The organism is Duganella sp. Dugasp56 (assembly GCF_047304105.1).
Lineage (GTDB): Bacteria > Pseudomonadota > Gammaproteobacteria > Burkholderiales > Burkholderiaceae_D > Rugamonas > Rugamonas hordei.
Map to the genome: position 1 here is coordinate 28,730 of NZ_JBGLYQ010000042.1, position 19,333 is coordinate 48,062.

Below are 19,333 nucleotides of genomic sequence, written 5' to 3' on the forward strand. Positions count from 1 at the left end.
CCTCTGGCGTGATCGCGCGCCTGCAAGCGCTGTCGGCGTTGTCGGCCGAGTCGCGCGCGACCTTCTGGCGCTCGCTGCAGACGCTGGGCGCCACCCGCGTGGTGATCGCGCTGGTGCTGCTGGTCTACCTGAGCTTTGACAGCCACGGCCTGCGCGCCTCCGGCCCCTATCTGTACCTGCAGATCTGCCTGGTGTACCTGGGCCTGTCGGTGTTCTTCGCGCTGAGCGCCGTCTACTGGCAGCGCCGCTTCCTGCTGCAGCTGCTGTCGCAGATCGCCTGCGACCTGACCGTCATTTCGCTGCTGTACATCGCCGGCGGCGGCGCGCGCAGCGGGCTGGCCATCCTGTATTTGTTCCCGCTGGCCGGCTCGGCCATCCTGGCGCCGCTGCTGCTGTCGCTGTTCTGCGCGGCGCTGGTGGCGCTGTTCCTGCTGGCCGAGAGCATCTGGCAAATCTTCATGATGGAGGGCGACCACGCGATCCTGCAGGCGGGCCTGTACGGCGCCGCCTTCTTCGCCACCGTGCTGGTGGTCAACCGCATGGCCGCCAGGCTGATCGGCCAGGAGGAACTGGCCAACCGGCGCGGCGTCGAGATCAACGTGCAGCAGGCGGTCAACCGGCTGGTGATGGCCAACATCGGCGACGGCATCCTGGTGGTCGACCCGGACGGCCAGGTGTTGGCCGGCAATCCGGCGGCGGCGCAGATGCTGGGCATGGGCGGGCCCGAGCTGCGCTTCCGCCTGTCGGCCGCCGCCGCGCTGGCGCCGCTGGCCCAGGCCTATGCCGAATGGCGCGCCGACGCCGCGCGCAGTACCGCCTTCGTCACCATCAAGCCCTACACCGAGGCCGCGCTGCAGGACGTCACCGCCGCCTGGAGCGCGCGGCGCGACCTGTCGGCCCACCTGAAGGTGCGCTTCGCGGCGGCCGACACGGCCGGCATGGACACCGAGCGCAGCGTGATCTTCCTGCAGGACGTGACCGGCATCGAAAACCAGGCGCAGCAGCTCAAGCTGGCGTCGATGGGGCGGCTGACCGCCAGCATCGCGCACGAGGTACGCAATCCGCTGTCGGCCATCGGCCACGCGACGTCGCTGCTGGGCGAGGACCTCGACAGCGCCGTCCACCTGCGACTGCTGAAGATCGTCGGCGACAACGTGGCGCGGGTCAACCGCATGGTGGAGGACATCCTGCAGCTGTCGCGCAAGGTGCAGCCGCACAGCGAGCCGCTGGCGCTGGACGTGTTCCTGGCCGAGCTGAAGACGGAGTTCGTCGAGACCCACGGCCTGCCGCCGGACATCGTCGCCGTGTCGGTGCCGGCCGGCACGCTGGTGCGCTTCGACGCGCTGCATCTGCGCGAGGTGGTGCTCAACCTGCTCAACAACGCGGTGCGCTACGCCAGCGGCGGCCCGCGCTCGATCCGCGTGGACCTGGTCAGCGACCGGGCGCGCCGGATGGCGCTGATGGAGCTGCACGTGCAGGACGACGGCCCCGGCATCTCGCCCGAAGTGCGGGCCCACCTGTTCGAGCCGTTTTACACCACCTCCAGCAAGGGCACGGGACTGGGGCTGTATCTGGCGCGCGAATTGTGTTTGAATAACGAGGCCAGGCTGGATTATGAATACCGTTTCGACGCCAACGACAGTCCGGATGGCGCTCCCCGCTCCAGCGGCCGATTTGTGATCACCTTCGCCCATCCGGCGCAGAAGCAAGGAAAGGCTGTTCCATGAGTGCTAGAGGTTCCCAACGCGCCCCGCGCGTGCTGGTCGTCGACGATGAGGCGGACTTGCGCGAACTGCTGGAACTGACGCTGCTGAAAATGGGGCTGGACGTCGACAGCGCCGAAACGCTGGCGCAGGCGCGCGCGCTGCTGGCCACGCCGGAGCGCGAATACCAGCTGGTGCTGACCGACATGCGCCTGCCCGACGGCCTGGGGCTGGAGCTGGTGCGCGAGGTCAGCGCCGCCTACAAGAACACGCCGATCGCGGTGGTGACGGCCTTCGGCAGCGCCGACAACGCGGTGGTCGCGCTGAAGGCCGGCGCGTTCGACTACATCTCCAAGCCGGTGGCGCTGGACCAGCTGCGGGTGATGGTGCAATCGGCGCTGCGCCTGAGCGCCGGGCCGGCCGCGGCCGACGGTGAGGCGCCGGCCGCCGAGCCGGCGGGCGGCCGGCTGAAGGGCGATTCGGCCGTGATCCAGGCGCTGCGGGCGCAGATCGCCCGGCTGGCGCGCTCGATGGCGCCGATCGCCATCAACGGCGAATCGGGCAGCGGCAAGGAGCTGGCGGCGCGCGAGATCCATGCGCAAAGTTCGCGCGCGGGCAAGCCCTTCATCGCCGTCAACTGCGGCGCGATTCCGGAGGCGCTGATGGAGGCCGAGTTCTTCGGCTACCGCAAGGGCGCCTTCACCGGCGCGGCCGACGAGCGCGACGGCTTCTTCCAGGCGGCCAACGGCGGCACCCTGATGCTCGACGAGGTGGCCGACCTGCCGCTGGCGATGCAGGTCAAGCTGCTGCGGGCGATCCAGGAGCGGCGCGTGCGCAAGATCGGCGCCACGTCAGAGGAGCCGGTCGACGTGCGCATCATCAGCGCGACCCACAAGAACCTGGCGCAGTGCGTGGAGCAGGGCAGCTTCCGCCAGGACCTGTTCTATCGCCTGAACGTGATTGAACTGAGCCTGCCGCCGCTGCGCGAACGGCTCGACGACCTGCGCGTGCTGACCGCCGCCATCCTGGAGCGGCTGGGCACTTTCGAGCACAAGGTGCACCTGGGGCCGGGCGTGCTGGACGCGCTGCGCGGCTATTCCTTCCCCGGCAATGTGCGCGAGCTGGAAAACATCCTGGAGCGGGCGCTGGCCTTCGCCAACGACGGCGTGATCGAGGTGGCCGACCTGGCGCTCAAGGGCGCGCGCATGGTGGAGGCGGTGGTGCCGCTGCCGTCGCCGCTGTATCCTTCGCCGGACTTCGCCGCCAGCGAAGCGGCGGCGCTCGGCCTGCCGCCGACGCCGGCGCCCGAGGGCGGGGCCGCCGGTGATGGCGCCCCGGCCGCCCCGGCCCCGCCGCCGCTGCCGCACCTGGACGCGCTGCCCAGCAGCCTGCCCGACTACCTGAACCAGATCGAGCGCGACATCATCCTGCGCGCGCTGGCGCAGACGCAGTTCAACCGCACCCAGGCCGCCCATCTGCTGGGCATCAGCTTCCGCCAGCTGCGCTACCAGATGCAGAAGCTGAACATCCAGGAGCCGGAGGCGTGAGCGTTTTATCGCCGCCCGCCGCGCCGCTGCCGCCGGTCGGCGCCGACGGCTGGTGGCCCGCCGCCCGCCGCTACGACAGCCCGCACCGCGACGCCCGCCCCGACCCGGACGACATCACGCTGCTGGTGATCCACAACATCTCGCTGCCGGCCGGCCGCTACGGCGGCCCGCACGTGTCCGACCTGTTCAGCGGACGGATCGACTATAATGCCGACCCCTCGTTCGCCGACCTGCGCGGGCTGAAAGTGTCGAGCCACTTCCTCATCCGCCGCGACGGCCGCGTGCTGCAGTACGTCGCCGCCGGCGAGCGGGCCTGGCACGCGGGCCGCTCGGCGTTCCGCGGACGGGAGCGGTGCAACGATTTTTCGATCGGCGTCGAGCTCGAAGGCACCGACGACACGCCGTTCGAGGCGGCCCAGTACCGGGCGCTGGCCGGGTTGACGGCGGCGCTGCAAACGCGCTACCCGCTGGCCGAGGTGCGGGGCCACGAACACATCGCGCCGGGCCGCAAAACCGATCCGGGGCCGATGTTCGACTGGGAATACTATCAAAAGCTGCTTAGGAAAGAGGCAATGTTAGTAGGCGCTAGCGCTGAACTTGGCTTCCCCATTGGGCTTCTTTAATGTCAAGAGCAAAATTGCTGGAAATATCAAAATTTCTCACTTGCCGTGCTACGGTGTGACCACTACAATCAGTGGATAGGTTCTGATCAATCACTAGATCTAGTAGTTATTCTCGTATTGCCGAGACACTGAATCTTGTGGGGATGACAAGCCTGCCGGGCCGGTTACACACCCTTTTATGGCATTTTTTTACACAACATACGTCGCGCAGCACTGACTGCACGCTGTTATCGGGGAGCTTAAATGCAATCTACTCAAGACATCACCATCAATCCAGCGCTGGTACCAGCAGCCGCTGCGAGTACCGCCAGCAGCCCGATCACGGCCGCCAGCGACCTCGGTGACTACCGCATCATCCGCCGTAACGGCGCGGTCGTCGCGTTTGAACCGTCGAAAATCGCGATTGCCGTGACCAAGGCCTTCCTGGCCGTCAACGGCGGCCAGGGTGCCGCCTCGGCCCGCATCCGCGAATTGGTAGAACAGCTGACCTCCAGCGTGGTCACCGCGCTGGTGCGCCGCCAGCCATCGGGCGGCACCTTCCACATCGAAGACGTGCAGGACCAGGTCGAGCTGGCGCTGATGCGCTCCGGCGAGCACGACGTCGCCCGCGCCTACGTGCTGTACCGCGCCAAGCACATGGAAGAGCGCCGCGCCGCCAAGGAGGCGCAAGGCGCCGCCGCCGCGATCGACGCGCCGCAGATCCACGTGGTGGAAAACGGCGAGCGCAAGCTGCTCGACATGAACCGCGTCTCGAGCCTGATCAACGCCGCCTGCATCGGCCTGGAAAAACACGTCGACGCCGACGCCATCCTGGCCGAGACGGTCAAGAACCTGTACGACGGCGTGCCGGTCGAAGAGCTGCACAAGTCCGCCATCCTGGCCGCCCGCGCGCTGATGGAAAAAGACCCGGCCTACTCGCAGGTGACGGCCCGCATCCTGCTGCACACGATCCGCAAGGAAGTCTTCGGCAAGGAAGTCGCGCAGGGCGCGGCCGCGGCCGAATACGTGACCTACTTCCCGCAATACATCGCCAAGGGCATCAAGGAAGAACTGCTGGACGCCAAGCTGGCCGAGTTCGACCTGGCCCGCCTGGCCAAGGCGCTGGTCGCCGACCGCGACCTGCAGTTCGGCTACATCGGCCTGCAAACCCTGTACGACCGCTACTTCCTGCACGTGCGCGACATCCGCATCGAAATGCCGCAGGCCTTCTACATGCGCGTGGCCATGGGCCTGGCGCTGAACGAATCGGACCGCGAAGCGCGCGCCATCGAGTTCTACAACCTGCTGTCGACCTTCGACTTCATGTCGTCGACGCCGACCCTGTTCAACTCCGGCACCCTGCGCTCGCAGCTGTCGTCGTGCTACCTGACCACCGTGTCGGACGACCTCGAAGGCATCTACGACGCGATCAAGGAAAACGCGCTGCTGGCCAAGTTCGCCGGCGGCCTGGGCAACGACTGGACCCCGGTGCGCGCGCTGGGCGCCCACATCAAGGGCACCAACGGCAAATCGCAGGGCGTGGTGCCGTTCCTCAAGGTGGTCAACGACACCGCCGTCGCGGTCAACCAGGGCGGCAAGCGCAAGGGCGCGGTGTGCGCCTACCTGGAAACCTGGCACATGGACATCGAGGAATTCCTCGACCTGCGCAAGAACACCGGCGACGACCGCCGCCGCACCCACGACATGAACACCGCCAACTGGATCCCGGACATGTTCATGAAGCGCGTGATGGAAAAAGGCGAGTGGACGCTGTTCTCGCCGTCCGACTGCCCGGACCTGCACGACCTGGTCGGCAAGGCCTTCGAGAAAGCCTACCTGGGCTACGAAGCCAAGGCCGCCGCCGGCGAAATCCGCGTGTTCAAGAAGATCGCCGCGCTGGACCTGTGGCGCAAGATGCTGTCGATGCTGTTTGAAACCGGCCACCCATGGATCACCTTCAAGGACCCATGCAACATCCGCTCGCCGCAGTCGCACGTGGGCATGGTCCACAGCTCGAACCTGTGCACCGAGATCACGCTCAACACCGGCCCTGACGAAATCGCCGTCTGCAACCTGGGCTCGGTCAACATGCCGGCCCACATGAAGGAAGGCAAGCTCGATCACGTCAAGCTGCAGAAGACCATCCGCACCGCGATGCGCATGCTCGACAACGTCATCGACATCAACTACTACGCCGTCGACAAGGCCCGCAACGCCAACATGCGCCACCGTCCGGTCGGCCTGGGCGTGATGGGCTTCCAGGACTGCCTGCACATGATGCGCGTGCCGTTCTCGTCGGACGCCGCCGTGTCGTTTGCCGACACCTCGATGGAAGCGGTGTGCTACTACGCCTACCTGGCCTCGACCGAGCTGGCCGAGGAACGCGGCCACTATCAGTCGTACAAGGGCTCGCTGTGGGACCGTGGCATCCTGCCGCAGGACTCGATCAAGCTGCTGGCCGACGAACGCGGCGGCTACCTGGAGCAGGATACCTCGGCCGCCATGGACTGGACCCCGGTGCGCAACCGCATCAAGCAGTTCGGCATGCGCAACTCGAACTGCGTGGCGATCGCTCCGACCGCGACCATTTCGAACATCATCGGCGTGTCGGCCTGCATCGAGCCGACCTTCCAGAACCTGTACGTGAAGTCCAACCTGTCGGGCGAGTTCACCGAGATCAACGCCTACCTGGTGCGCGACCTGAAGGCGCGCGACCTGTGGGACGAGGTGATGATCTCCGACCTGAAGTACTTCGACGGCTCGCTGGCCAAGATCGACCGCATCCCGCAAGACCTGCGTGACATTTATGCAACCGCGTTCGAAGTCTCGCCGACCTGGCTGGTGGAAGCTGCCTCGCGCCGCCAGAAGTGGATCGACCAGGCGCAGTCGCTGAACATCTACATGGCCGGCGCCTCGGGCAAGAAGCTGGACGAGACCTACAAGCTGGCCTGGCTGCGCGGCTTGAAGACCACCTACTACCTGCGCACCATCGCCGCCACCCACATGGAGAAGTCGACCACCAAGACCGGCGCGCTGAACGCGGTGTCCGTGGACGGCGGCATGTCGGCCAGCGCCATGGCGGCGGCAGGTCCTGCCGCGGCGGCCATGGCCGGCTCGGCGGCATCGGCATCGTCGGTGGCGCAAGCCGAAGCCGACGGCGCGGCCTGCTACCTGCGTCCGGGCGACGACGGTTTCGAGGAATGCGAAGCTTGCCAATAAGCTGGCCATAAAACGTACTAATATATAGAGTGAACCGTCCCGGCCCGTCCGGGCGGTTCTTTTGACACCGAATTCAGAAGGAAACCACCATGTCGCTGTCCTGGGACGAAGAGGCCGCACCGGCCGCATCGCAAGTTGTCAATCAAGCCGCTCTGGCCGCCACCGAAGGCAGCGCCGAGCAAGTCGCGCTGCGCGTCAACGCGGACGACAAACGCATCATCAACGGCAAGACCGACGTCAACCAGCTGGTGCCGTTCAAGTACAAATGGGCCTGGGACAAATACCTGGCCGGCTGCGCCAACCACTGGATGCCGCAGGAAGTGAACATGCAGCGCGACATCGAGCTGTGGAAGAACCCGAACGGCCTGACCGAGGACGAGCGCCGCCTGGTCAAGCGCAACCTCGGCTTCTTCGTCACCGCCGACTCGCTGGCCGCCAACAACATCGTGCTGGGCACCTACCGCCACATCACCGCCCCCGAGTGCCGCCAGTACCTGCTGCGCCAGGCCTTCGAAGAGGCGATCCACACCCACGCCTACCAGTACATCGTCGAGTCGCTGGGCCTGGACGAGGCGGAGATCTTCAACGCCTACAACGAAGTCAAGTCGATCCGCGACAAGGATGAGTTCCTGATCCCGTTCATCAACACGCTGACCGACCCGGCCTTCACCACCGGCACCGTGGAAAGCGACCAGAAGCTGCTGAAGTCCCTGATCGTGTTTGCCTGCCTGATGGAAGGCCTGTTCTTCTACGTCGGCTTCACCCAGATCCTGGCGCTGGGCCGCCAGAACAAGATGATGGGCGCGGCCGAGCAGTACCAGTACATCCTGCGCGACGAGTCGATGCATTGCAACTTCGGCATCGATCTGATCAACACCATCAAGATGGAAAACCCGCTGCTGTGGACCCCGGCCTTCAAGGAAGAGATCAAGCAGCTGTTCCTGAAAGCGGTGGACCTGGAGTACGCCTACGCCGAAGACACCATGCCGCGCGGCGTGCTGGGCCTGAACGCGACCATGTTCAAGGGCTACCTGCGCTTCATCGCCAACCGCCGCGCCACGCAGATCGGCCTGGAGACGCTGTTCGAACAGGAAGAGAACCCGTTCCCATGGATGAGCGAGATGATCGACCTGAAGAAGGAACGCAACTTCTTCGAGACCCGCGTCATCGAATACCAGACCGGCGGCGCGCTGAACTGGGATTAAGCTTGTAAGTTATAGAGCGTCAAACAAAAAGCCTCGCACTGCGAGGCTTTTTGCTATTGCAGGTCAATATCCTGCGCGGGAATACGAGTAAGAGTGAGCTCAGGTTTCGTAACCAGGGAGAACTTAATGAGTAAGTCCGATCCGACGCCAACAAATGACCTGGAAAATAGCCTGGAGTCTCTGCACGCAGAATTACGCGCTCTCATCGCTTCCAGCCGGCAGCGTTTGTCTTCCACCGTTAACGCTGAGCTAAGTCGACTATATTGGACAGTAGGGCGCCGCCTATCCACCGACCTGCTGTCGGGAGAACGTGCGCGCTACGGCGCCCAACTTATGCAAGGTCTGGGAGAAAAACTGGCGAGGGAATTTGGTCGAGGTTTTGAGGTCAAAAACCTGCGCCGCATGGTGCAATTTGTACAAGCTTTTCCCGATGTGGAAATTGTCGCATCGCTGATGCGACAATTGAGCTGGACACATTTCTTGCAACTGTTGCCGGTGAAGGTGGAAGCTGCCCGCTGGTACTACGCGCAGCAATGTGTCGTGGAGTGCTGGAGCGTGCGCGAACTGCGACGGCAGATTGAACGCAAAGGCTTTGAGCGCAGCGAACTCGCCGATACACCCATGCCGCCAGTATCCGGCGAGGTTATATCTTCCGCTATCTTTAAAGATCCGTACTTTCTGGACTTCCTGGGGCTAAGCCAGGGCTACGACGAGGCCGATTTGGAAGCTGCGATTCTTCTGCAGCTGCAAGCTTTTATCTTGGAACTGGGACGCGGGTTCGCTTTTGTGGAGAGAAAAAAGCGCATGGTCATAGATGGCGAGGATTTTCATCTCGATCTGCTATTTTTTCATCGCCGTCTGCGCCGCTTAGTCGCCATTGAATTAAAACTTGGACGTTTCAAGGCGTCGCACAAAGGGCAGATGGAACTGTACCTTAGATGGCTGGACAAGCATGAGCGCCAGTCTGGCGAAGAAGCACCCATCGGTTTGATCTTGTGCGCCGAATCCTGTCGCGAGCAAATAGAATTGTTACAAACGCATAAAGACGGCATCGCCGTAGCCGAGTATTGGACTGAGTTGCCACCAAAAGCAGAATTGGAGCGCAAGCTGCATACCGCACTTGTTGAAGCGAGGGAGCGTTTGGCGCGACGGGAAGTTTTGGTGGGAGGTGAAAAGTCGAATTGAGGCTCTCAATGACTGAGGTGCTCTTTCAAGATTCCGCGATCATCAAAAGGCAGGACGGCAGGTTGTGCAGCGCGTGGATGATCATAACGATCAGGAAGGCGCGTCCCTTGCCCTGGTCCAGCAGGCTGACATAAGCCAGCCCCAGAAAAACGCCGCATGGAATGCCGGCCGCCAGGAGCGTCGACAGGCCGGCGCCGGCGTGCAGCAGCGCGAACGGAATCGACGCGGCGAGAAATGAATAGCCGTCGCCGGCGCGGAAGAAGCGACGCACAATCCCGACCGGCAGCATCTGCAGGAACAAGGTCTCCGTAAGTGGTGCAAAGATCAGGCCGACGAACAGCAGCTCGCCGGGGCCGAACTTGTCCATGTCGGTACGTCCGGGCAGCGACAACAGGTCGCAGATCGCGCCTATCGCGAACGATGCGATCAGGCTGGCGGCGACAAACGCCAGGATGAAGATGAGTGGACCGCGTTGGGCGTAGAAGCGTTGACTGCGCAGTACCGCCTGATGGATGGTCTTCAATTTGTCGCTAGCTTCCCGGTGGACTTGGCGGCGATTGTCGCATGGCCGTCAATCCACTGTCGAGCAGGGAGCTTCCTTACCCCAGCCACTTTATATAGTTGGCCAGCGCCGCGCCGTGCTCGTCGCCGGTCAGCACGCCGACGTACCCGTCCGGCCGGATCAGCGCGATGTCGCCAGGCTGGAAACCGTAGGCATCGCGCAGATAGCCGCCGTCGTCGCGCAGCTCGCCGCGGACGCCGACGTCGACGATGCGCAGGCCGGGGCGCGCGGCGATCGCCGACGGCCCGCTCGCTTCATAGCGCAGCAGCAACCAGCCGCCGCCACCCGATAGCGTAAACAAACGCACGGACTGTCCCGCCGCGCCGCAGCATGGCGCATCCGGCGCGCGGTCGCCGGCGCGCAGCACGGCGCTGTTCGACGCGTCGTGCGCCCGCTCGTCGAGCGTCAGCGCGGACAGTGGATAGCCCAGGTCCAGCTGCTGCGTCTCCCGGCCGCGCCGCAGGTCGCCGCGCAAACGCGCCGCGTCCAGCAGCTTGCTGGCCAGTCCCAGCATGCCGGCGGCCACCTCGCGCCGCTCCGCCTCATAAGTGTCGAGCAGCGCATCCGGCGCGCCGCCGAGCACCGCCGCCAGCTTCCATCCCAGGTTCCAGGCATCCTGCACGCTGGTGTTCAATCCCTGGCCGCCGGTCGGCGGATGCACGTGCGCGGCGTCGCCGGCGATGAACACGCGGCCGACCCGGTAGCGTTCGGCCAGGCGGGAGCTCATCGCATAGTCCGAGCGCCAGTGCACGGCATGCACCACGATGTCCGCACGCCCGGTGCGCGCGGCGATGGCGGCGGCGATGCCGGCGTCCGACAAATCGAATTCGCCTTCGAGCGGGATCGGCATCTGCAACTGAAACAGCGGCGTGCCGCGCAGCGGGCACAAACTGATCTGCTGCGCGCCGCCGCCGTTCCAGCGGTGCCAGACATCGTCCTCCAATCCGCTCAGCGACAGGTCGGCCACCACCGCGCGGGCGTTCATCGACTCGCCGGGAAAGTCTATGCCCAGCGCCTTGCGCACGAAGCTGCGGCCGCCGTCGGCGCCGATCAGGTAGCGTGCCCGCACCGTCACGTCGCCGTCCGGCGTCGCCACCCGGGCGCTGACGCCAGCTTGCTCATCCTGCTCGAAGTCGGCCAGCGCATGACCGTAGCGCGGCGCGTGGCCCAGTTCCATCAGCCGCTCGCGCAGTATCCCTTCGGTCAGATGCTGCGGCAGCATCAGCGGTTCGCCGTACGGTTCGGCGGCGCTTGGCGCCGCCGCCTCCACCGACGCCACGTCGTCGTAGCCGCCGTCGGCGCGGTACTTGCGCTGCGCCGGATAGCGCCCGCCGGCCGCCACCATGCGGTCGGCCACGCCCATCGCCTCGAAGATTTCCAGGGTGCGCGGCTGTATGCCCTTGCCGCGCGAACCGCCGAACGGCGTCGTCGTTTTATCGATCAGCAGGAAGTCGACATGGCGCCGCGCCAGCTCGATGGCCAGCGTCAGGCCGGCGGCGCCGGCGCCGCAAATGAGAACGCCGGTGTGGATGGTTTGCATGATGAACTCCTGTATATGTGTATTTTGCACATATTATTCCGGCTCGAAAATCGTGTCAAGAACTATGTGTATAATGCACATATGAATAAAGATATCCGCGATATGCATGACGCGCTGCTCGACATCATCGGCTTCATGAGCCGTCCCGAGCCCGACGTCGCACTGATGGCCGACATGTCGATGCCGCTCGAGCGCGCGCTGCTGCCGCTGCTGGTGCGCATCGACCGGCGCGGTCCGATCGGCGTGGTGGAGCTGGCCGACCTGGTCGGCCGCGACTACACCACGGTGAGCCGGCAAGTGGCGCGACTCGACGAACTGGGTCTGGTGGTGCGCCGCTCCGGCGCCCGCGACAAGCGCGTGCGCGAAGCCGAGGTGACGGAGCTGGGCCGCGAGATGGCGGACGCCATCGACCGTATGCGCGAGCAGCTGGTCGGCGAACTGATGGCCGATTGGACCAACGCCGAGCGTCGCGATCTGGCGCGTTTGATGAAGCGCTTCGCCAACGACATGAACGAATGGGTGCTGCGCCGACGCGGCGAAGACGCCGACGAGTAAGGCGCACCGCTGTATTCTGCTTGCCATTCGTCGCACTCTGTCTCATAATCGCGACGAAATAAAAAACAGTGAGCAGAGACGGCGCGCACGCGATGCGCAAGCGCTCTCGAATTCGGAAGCGGGCGGTGCGGATTTTTCGTCGGCGATGCCGGCATCGCAGAAGCCCAGGCGGCACAAGGCGCGCTTTGAAGCGATCCTTTTTCGCGCGGCGCGGTGAGCGCCTTTTCGAACTCGATTGAGCGCGCACATCGCGCCGCGACGACGCGAGCGAGCTGTCCGAATCGGCGCGCGTATGTGAATTGGCGAGCTTAAGTCGAAAAAAAGCGCGCGAATATCTATCGTGCTGGTTGCGCACCGACAAGGTTTTCGTGTACTTTACGAGATTGAAAATGCGTGTTTGTAAATGTGCTGGTTTTTGAAAGCGCGCGCCACGCAAAATGATCGCGATACGGGATACAGATTCACACAGATATGCACAAGACCACCACCGTTTTTGAATAGCCGTCTCGCCTGATTAGGTTCAGGCTGGGCGGTTTTTTCTTTGAAAACGAAAACCGTGATGTGGCTGCGACGTAGGTCCATGGAGCTGAGTACACGCCCGACCACCCGCAAAACGTCGCAACAAGATTTGTACCTGAGCGCCGCGCCGGCCACGGACGGCGACCAGGTCAATGGCTGCAGTGCTGCACTCGTGAGGAGGGGCAGCAGTTCAGCCGGTGCCGAATTCATTAGCGCAAACCGTAGTCCGTTTGTGCCGATGAATAATTCGCCTGGCCTAATTCCGGGCCGGACGGGTTTAAATCTTGTTATGAATTTTTCCCATCCCCGATGAAGGAGAACTAAAAATGGCAACTGCCGCAAAGAAACCAGCAGCAAAAAAGCCGGCCGCTAAAGCCGCCGCCCCAGCGAAAAAGCCGGTAGCAGCGAAAGCCGCCGCCAAGCCAGCAGCGAAAGCTGCCGCTAAACCAGCAGCGAAACCAGCCGCGAAAAAAGCCGCTGCCAAGCCAGCAGTGAAAAAAGCCGCAGCGAAACCAGCAGCCAAACCAGCTGTGAAAAAAGCAGCCGCCAAGCCAGCAGCGAAGAAAGTCGTCGCCAAGGCAGCAGCCAAGCCAGCAGCTAAAAAAGCAGCCGCCAAGCCAGCAGCGAAAAAAGTAGCCGCTAAACCAGCAGCGAAAAAAGTCGTCGCCAAAGCAGCAGCCAAGCCAGCAGCTAAAAAAGCCGCAGCCAAGCCAGCAGCCAAAAAAGCAGCCGCCAAGCCAGCAGCGAAAAAAGCCGCCGCCAAGCCAGCAGCCAAGCCAGCAGCTAAAAAAGCTGTCGCCAAAAAACCAGCAGTAAAAGCAGCAGCCAAACCGGCTGCAAAGGCAGCGGCTAAGCCAGCAGCAAAAAAGCCGGTTAAGGCAGCTAAGCCAGCTGCCGCCAAACCAGCCGCCAAGAAAGCAGCCGCCAAACCGGTAGCCGCCAAACCGGCCGCGCCAGCTGCAGCACCAGCAGTGGCAGCCGCCGCTCCTGCTGCCAAGCCTGCCGCGAAAAAAGCTGCGCCGAAAAAGCCGGCTGCACCGAAGAAGGAAGCTGTCGCCAAGCCAGCCGCTCCAGCTCCGGCCGCCGCGCCCGCAGCAAAAACCGTGTTGGCACCGGCCGCAGCATGGCCGTTCCCAACCAGCACGCGTCCTTCCTGAGCTGGTAAATAGCTTGGGTGCCTGCTGAGGCAACCGGCCGCTGTGTGAGACAATCACACAGCGGCTTTTTTATTGGAGGGACCCCGTGCTTAGTATTGTCATGTTGATTGTCGACGCCATCGCCACCCTGTTGGGCGGGGCCTTGCTGTTGCGCTTCTGGATGCAGGCGATCCGCGTCCGCCCGCCGTCGTCGGTGGCCCAATTCACTTTTCAATTATCGGACTGGCTGGTGCGCCCCTTGCGCCGCATCGTGCCCGGTGTGGGCGGCTATGATTGGGCCAGCCTGATCGGCGCCTTCCTGATCGTGCTGCTGGCCACCTCGGTGCTGTTCCTGGCCGGCTGGACCACCCAGGCGGTGCTGCTGGTGGCCCTGCAACGCTTCCTGCAGTGGATTTTGTACGGCTTCATGGCCTTGCTGGTGATCGAGGCGATCTTCAGCTGGGTCAATCCGCACGCGCCGCTGGCGCCGTTCGTGCGCGCGCTCAACGAACCGCTGCTGAAGCCGATCCGCCGCATGGTGCCGCTGGTCGGCAACCTGGACCTGTCGCTGCTGGTGGCGCTGATCCTGCTGCAGATCGCCCAGATCCTGCTGGGCATGCTGTTCAGCCGCTGAAACCGCGCTGGCCAAAGCAAAAGGGCAGACCGACGGTCTGCCCTTTTTTTATGCGCCGCGCCGTTTAGTAGCGGTAGCCGAAGGCGGCTTCGAACTTGTCCGCGATCTCGGCGGCCGTCAGCTTGTGGTTCTGCGCGCCCTTGCTGGCGATCTTGATCGCGCCCAGCAGGCTGGCCAGGCGGCCGGTGGTTTCCCACTTCCAGCCGTTGGTGATGCCGAACAGCAGGCCGGCGCGGTACGCGTCGCCGCAGCCGGTCGGGTCGATCGCCTCGGCCACCGGCACGGCCGGGATCTCGATGCGCTGGCCGCCGGTGTAAATCTCCGAACCATTCTCGCCGCGGGTGACGATCAGCGCTTCCAGGCGGCCGGCGATGTCCGGCACGGTCAGGCCGGTGCGGTCCATCAGCAGTTCGATTTCATAGTCGTTGGTGGTGACGTAGGTGGCCTTGTCGATAAACTCGATCAGCTCTTCGCCGTTAAACATCGGCAGCTGCTGGCCCGGATCGAAGATGAACGGGATCTGCAGCCTGGCCAGGTCGGCGGCGTGCTTCTTCATGCCTAGGTGGCCGTCCGGCGAGATGATGGCGAGGCGCGCCGGACCCGCCTTGGCGATGTCGTTCTCGTGCGCGTATGACATGGCGCCCGGGTGGAAGGCGTTGATCTGGTTGTTGTCCTCGTCGGCGGTGACGAAGCACTGCGCGTTGTACGCTTCCGGCTTGATCAGGATGTTGTCGGTGGCCAGGCCCAGCTTGCGGAAGCGTTCCATGTAGGCGGCGTTGTCCTGGCCCATGACGCCGACGATGCGCGGATCGCCGCCCAGCATCTGCAGGTTGTAGGCGATGTTCGGCGCGCAGCCGCCGAATTCGGTGCGCATGGTCGGCGCCAGGAACGAGACGTTAACCTTGTGCAGCTGGTCGGCCAGCAGGATGCTGTCGAAGCGGCCCGGGAATTGCAGGATGGTGTCGATTGCGATCGAGCCGCAAATCAGGGAGGTCTGAGTCATGATAGGTCTTTATGGATAGAAGACTGCGATGTGATAGCCGGATGCTTTCAGCTGGTTCAGCTCGAAGTACAGTTTGACAGATTGCTCGGTGTGCGGGGCGAAACCCTTGTCCAGCGCGACGTCGGCGCCGAGATAGTCGCGCGGCGTGAACACGCGGCGCAACACGGCCTTGTCGGACGCGTCGTCCAGCACCAGTTCGATGTGCGGCCAGGCTTGCGCGGTGGCGCTCTGGTTGCGCAGCAGCGTGGTGAAGGAGAACGTGGTCTCGCTCAGGGTCTGCAGCTCGCCCTGTTCGATGGTGAGGTCGTCGATCTGCGTGGGCAGTTCGATCTTGCAGCCGAGCGCGTTGCAGGCGGCCAGCAGGCCGGGCTTGAGCGGCGGCAGCGCGGCGGCGATCTGGTTGCGGAAGGTGGTCAGGCCCTGGCCGATCAGCGCGGCCACCAGCAGCACCGAGCCCAGGCTCATGGCGATGGTGGCGGCCTTGCCGAACTTCCGGCGGCGGCGGTCGCGCTTGACGAAGCCGGGCTCGTCGGCGTCGTCCTCGGCCGCCACATCGGCGTGGTCGGCGGCCTCGTCCGCGACGGCTGCGTCCTCGACGGCCGGCGCGGACAGCGTGTGCACCCGGGCGGCCTGGGCTTCGGCCAGTCCGGCCGAGGACAGCTGCACCAGGGCTTCCTCATCCACCTCGTCCAGTTCGTCGTGGCGTGGGGCGGGAGCGGCGGTTGCGGCGGCCTCGACCGGCGTCTCGTCCAGCGTCGGCTCGCGGCGGTCGGTCGCGGCCAGCATGTCGGCGAAGGCGTCGGGGGAGGGTTCTTCCTCATCCTCCGGCTCGTGCTCCGGCGCACGGTTTTCCATGACCGCCAGCTCCGCCTGCAGCGCGGCCTCCAGCTCTTCGTCGGACATGGCTTCGATGGTGAGCGCGTCTTCGAGCGGTGGCTCGGCATCGGCCGCGGCCGGCTCCGCTGCCGGTTCAGCTTCAGGCTCCGGCTCCGGCTCGACGTCCAGATCGAGGTCGAACGCTTCCTCGGCGGCGGGCGGGACGGCGGCCGGTTCGGCCGGCAGCGCGATCGCCGGCATGGCCGCGGCGGCGATCGGCTCGTCGTCGAAGCTGTCGTCGGGGTCGGGCGCCGGCTCGCTGTCGGCGACCGGTGCATCGTCGGCGCCGGCGATCTCGGCCGCGTCCATCGCGGTGTCGAGTTCCAGCGTGAAGATCGGTTCGCTGCCCAGCACTTCGGCGGCGCGGGTATCCAGCGCGGCCAGTTTTTCATCGAGCGGCGTCGGCTCGGGCAGTGGAGATGCGGGGTATTCGGGAACGGGCGCCGGCGCGGGGCTGGCCGGCGGCGGTGGGCTCAGCGGCGAGCTGGAGGGATCGAGCAGCGCCGCGTTGCCGTCAAAGACTTCATTGCAGGAGCCACAGCGCACTATGCCCCCACGTAATTTCAACTGGTCATGGGCGACCCGAAATACCGTGTTGCAGTGGGGGCATTTGGTGGCGAGTGCCATTGCCGGGCTTAGCGCGCAGCCGGAACCACATCGCTGCCGAGGCGGCCATGCAGCGCCACCCAGCCGTCCTGCTCAGCCCAAACGCCGAGCTTGATGAACGGCGCATACGCGGCCGCCACTTCCTCGGCCTGGCGCGCCAGCACGCCCGACAGGATCAGCGCGCCGCCGTCGGCCACGCGGCCCGACAGCATCGGCGCCATCAGCTTCAGCGGGCTCGACAGGATGTTGGCCACGACGATGTCGAAACGCTGCGTCGCGTGCTGCGATTGCGCGAACGTGTCCGGCAGGAAGTACTCGATCTCGCACTTGTTGCGCTGGGCATTGTCGGCCGCCGATTCGATCGCCTGCGGATCGATGTCCACGCCGACCACTTCGCCGGCGCCGACCTTCTTGGCCACCATCGCCAGGATGCCGGAGCCGCAGCCGTAGTCGAGCACGGTCTTGCCCGGCGCCGGATGCGCCTCCAGCCACTCCATGCACAGGCGGGTGGTCGGATGGCTGCCGGTGCCGAAAGCCAGGCCCGGATCCAGTTCCAGGATCAGGCCGTTGGCGTCGGGCGCTTCGTGCCAGCTCGGCACGACCCAGATGTTCTTGCCGATATGGATGGGCGCGAACTGCGACTGCGTCAGGCGCACCCAGTCCTGCTCCTCCACCTTGCGGGTGGCGAACTTGGGCAGCGTCGCCAGGCCGATCTGCGCGGCGGCGGCCGCCACGATCACGGCCTGGTCGTCATCTTCATTGGTCAGGGCCACCACGCGGCTGTGTTCCCACGCCGCCTCGGTCGGTTCCATGCCCGGCTCGCCGAACAGCGGCTTTTCCGCGTCGGTGCCTTCGTCCGCGTCTTCCACGGAGACCGACAGCGCGCCCACGTCCATCAGCGCGTCCGACAGGGCTTCCGCGTGATCGCGTGCGATTTCGATGACGATTTCAGTCCAGCTCATTATTGTGGCGCCTTGTTGCTCAAACTCAGTTTATGCAGGTCCGGCATGTCGGCCAGCTTCTGCTCCAGATAGTGGATGTTGGTGCCGCCTTCGATGAAGCGGGCATCGACCATCAGCTCGCGGTGCAGCGGGATGTTGGTCTGGATGCCCTCGACCACCATTTCCGACAGCGCGATCTGCATGCGGCGGATCGCCTGCTCGCGCGTGGCGCCATAGGCGATCACCTTGCCGATCATCGAATCGTAGTGCGGCGGTACATAATAACCCGCATAGGCATGCGAGTCGACGCGTACGCCCGGGCCCCCCGGCACGTGCCAGGAGGTGATGCGGCCTGGCGACGGCGTGAACTTGAACGGGTCTTCGGCGTTGATGCGGCACTCGACGGCGTGACCGGACAGCATCACGTCGCGCTGGCGGAAGCGCAGCTTCTCGCCGGCGGCGATGCGGATCTGTTCCTGCACGATGTCGATGCCGGTGATCATTTCCGTCACCGGATGCTCGACCTGCACGCGGGTGTTCATCTCGATGAAGTAGAACTCGCCGTTTTCATACAGGAACTCGAAGGTGCCGGCGCCGCGGTAGCCGATCTTGCGGCAGGCTTCGGCGCAGCGGTCGCCGATCTTCTCGATCAGCTTGCGCGGGATGCCCGGCGCCGGCGCTTCTTCGATGACCTTCTGGTGGCGGCGCTGCATCGAGCAGTCGCGTTCGCCCAGCCAGACGGCGTTCTTGTGTTCGTCGGCGAGGATCTGGATTTCCACGTGGCGCGGATTTTCCAGGTACTTCTCCATATAGACTTCCGGGTTGCCGAAAGCGGTGCCCGCTTCGGTCTTGGTCATCGCCACGGCATTGATCAGCGCCGCCTCGGTATGCACCACGCGCATGCCGCGGCCACCGCCGCCACCGGCCGCCTTGATGATGACGGGGTAGCCGACCTTGCGCGCAATTTGCACGATCGCCTTTGGATCGTCGGGCAACGCGCCGTCCGAACCGGGCACGCACGGCACGCCGGCCTTGATCATGGTTTGCTTGGCCGAGACCTTGTCGCCCATCAGGCGGATCGAGTCGGAGCGCGGGCCGATGAAGACGAAACCGGATTTCTCCACGCGCTCGGCGAAGTCGGCGTTTTCCGACAGGAAGCCATAGCCCGGGTGGATCGCTTCCGCGTCCGTCACTTCGGCCGCACTGATGATGGCCGGCATGTTCAGGTAGCTGAGCGTCGACGGCGCGGGGCCGATGCATACCGATTCATCCGCCAACTTCACGTATTTGGCGTCTTTGTCTGCTTCCGAGTGGACCACAACCGTCTTGATGCCCAGCTCGCGGCATGCGCGCTGGATACGGAGGGCAATTTCGCCACGATTGGCGATGAGGATTTTTTCAAACATGATAGGTTCGCGTATGTCTGTGAGCACCGGTAGCTCCGGTAACGTCAGGTAGAGGAGGGAATGCGGACCAAGCCGGCGCGCCCGTCACCGATGG

15 protein-coding genes are annotated in these 19,333 nt (G+C 64.6%); 9 read left to right on the forward strand and 6 right to left on the reverse strand.

The genetic code is table 11. From position 1 onward, the window contains the following. Nucleotides 1–8: 8 nt before the first annotated feature. From ACCD07_RS25050 to ACCD07_RS25075, 6 genes are all read left to right on the forward strand, one after another. Nucleotides 9–1,727 carry a sensor histidine kinase gene (locus ACCD07_RS25050; RefSeq protein ID WP_176652459.1) on the forward strand — a complete coding sequence of 573 codons (1,719 nt, stop codon included), beginning with the start codon at nt 9–11 and terminating at the stop codon, nt 1,725–1,727. Further along, nucleotides 1,724–3,250 (forward strand): sigma-54-dependent transcriptional regulator, encoded by a 1,527-nt coding sequence (locus tag ACCD07_RS25055; RefSeq protein WP_353400937.1) that lies wholly within the window; start codon nt 1,724–1,726, stop codon nt 3,248–3,250. The genes ACCD07_RS25050 and ACCD07_RS25055 overlap by 4 nt, the downstream gene beginning before the upstream one ends. After that, nucleotides 3,247–3,873, forward strand: a complete 627-nt coding sequence (ampD, locus tag ACCD07_RS25060) for a 1,6-anhydro-N-acetylmuramyl-L-alanine amidase AmpD (RefSeq protein ID WP_353400935.1) — start codon at nt 3,247–3,249, stop codon at nt 3,871–3,873. The genes ACCD07_RS25055 and ampD overlap by 4 nt, the downstream gene beginning before the upstream one ends. Before the next feature lie 243 nt (nt 3,874–4,116). Further along, nucleotides 4,117–7,071: a ribonucleoside-diphosphate reductase subunit alpha gene (locus ACCD07_RS25065; RefSeq protein WP_353400933.1), complete on the forward strand. Its 2,955-nt coding sequence runs from the start codon at nt 4,117–4,119 to the stop codon at nt 7,069–7,071. 89 nt (nt 7,072–7,160) lie between these two features. Beyond that, entirely contained in the window at nt 7,161–8,276 is a 1,116-nt protein-coding gene (locus tag ACCD07_RS25070) for a ribonucleotide-diphosphate reductase subunit beta (protein WP_353400931.1), read from the forward strand. Nucleotides 8,277–8,402: 126 nt separating this feature from the next. Beyond that, nucleotides 8,403–9,461, forward strand: a complete 1,059-nt coding sequence (locus ACCD07_RS25075) for a PDDEXK nuclease domain-containing protein (protein WP_353400929.1) — start codon at nt 8,403–8,405, stop codon at nt 9,459–9,461. A 25-nt stretch (nt 9,462–9,486) separates the two neighbouring features. On the opposite strand, the gene ACCD07_RS25080 is transcribed toward ACCD07_RS25075, so the two are convergent. Further along, a complete protein-coding gene (locus tag ACCD07_RS25080; protein ID WP_176652464.1) occupies nt 9,487–9,984 on the reverse strand; it encodes a type II CAAX prenyl endopeptidase Rce1 family protein in 498 nt (165 codons plus the stop codon). A gap of 76 nt (nt 9,985–10,060) precedes the next feature. Then, a complete protein-coding gene (locus tag ACCD07_RS25085; protein ID WP_353400927.1) occupies nt 10,061–11,563 on the reverse strand; it encodes an FAD-dependent monooxygenase in 1,503 nt (500 codons plus the stop codon). 81 nt (nt 11,564–11,644) lie between these two features. On the opposite strand from ACCD07_RS25085, the gene ACCD07_RS25090 reads away from it, so the two are divergent. From ACCD07_RS25090 to ACCD07_RS25100, 3 genes are all read left to right on the forward strand, one after another. Beyond that, nucleotides 11,645–12,118 carry a MarR family winged helix-turn-helix transcriptional regulator gene (locus ACCD07_RS25090; RefSeq protein WP_353400926.1) on the forward strand — a complete coding sequence of 158 codons (474 nt, stop codon included), beginning with the start codon at nt 11,645–11,647 and terminating at the stop codon, nt 12,116–12,118. Nucleotides 12,119–12,963: 845 nt separating this feature from the next. Beyond that, a complete protein-coding gene (locus ACCD07_RS25095) occupies nt 12,964–13,794 on the forward strand; it encodes a hypothetical protein (RefSeq protein ID WP_353400924.1) in 831 nt (276 codons plus the stop codon). 100 nt (nt 13,795–13,894) lie between these two features. Then, nucleotides 13,895–14,407, forward strand: a complete 513-nt coding sequence (locus ACCD07_RS25100; protein ID WP_176652868.1) for a YggT family protein — start codon at nt 13,895–13,897, stop codon at nt 14,405–14,407. A gap of 64 nt (nt 14,408–14,471) precedes the next feature. Here ACCD07_RS25100 and ACCD07_RS25105 read toward each other — a convergent pair whose 3' ends face one another. Genes ACCD07_RS25105 through accC form a run of 4 tightly spaced genes read right to left on the reverse strand, consistent with a single transcriptional unit; the run spans nt 14,472 to nt 19,239 of the window. Then, on the reverse strand, nt 14,472–15,410 hold the full coding sequence (locus tag ACCD07_RS25105) for a carbohydrate kinase family protein (protein WP_176652468.1): 939 nt from the start codon (nt 15,408–15,410) through the stop codon (nt 14,472–14,474). 9 nt (nt 15,411–15,419) lie between these two features. After that, a complete protein-coding gene (locus tag ACCD07_RS25110; protein ID WP_353400922.1) occupies nt 15,420–16,913 on the reverse strand; it encodes a DUF3426 domain-containing protein in 1,494 nt (497 codons plus the stop codon). An 8-nt stretch (nt 16,914–16,921) separates the two neighbouring features. Continuing rightward, complete coding sequence (gene prmA / locus ACCD07_RS25115; RefSeq protein ID WP_176652470.1) at nt 16,922–17,854, reverse strand: 50S ribosomal protein L11 methyltransferase; 933 nt, start codon at nt 17,852–17,854, stop codon at nt 16,922–16,924. Beyond that, on the reverse strand, nt 17,854–19,239 hold the full coding sequence (gene accC, locus ACCD07_RS25120; RefSeq protein ID WP_152806774.1) for an acetyl-CoA carboxylase biotin carboxylase subunit: 1,386 nt from the start codon (nt 19,237–19,239) through the stop codon (nt 17,854–17,856). Before accC ends, prmA begins: the two co-directional genes overlap by 1 nt. Between the last annotated feature and the right edge of the window lie 94 nt (nt 19,240–19,333).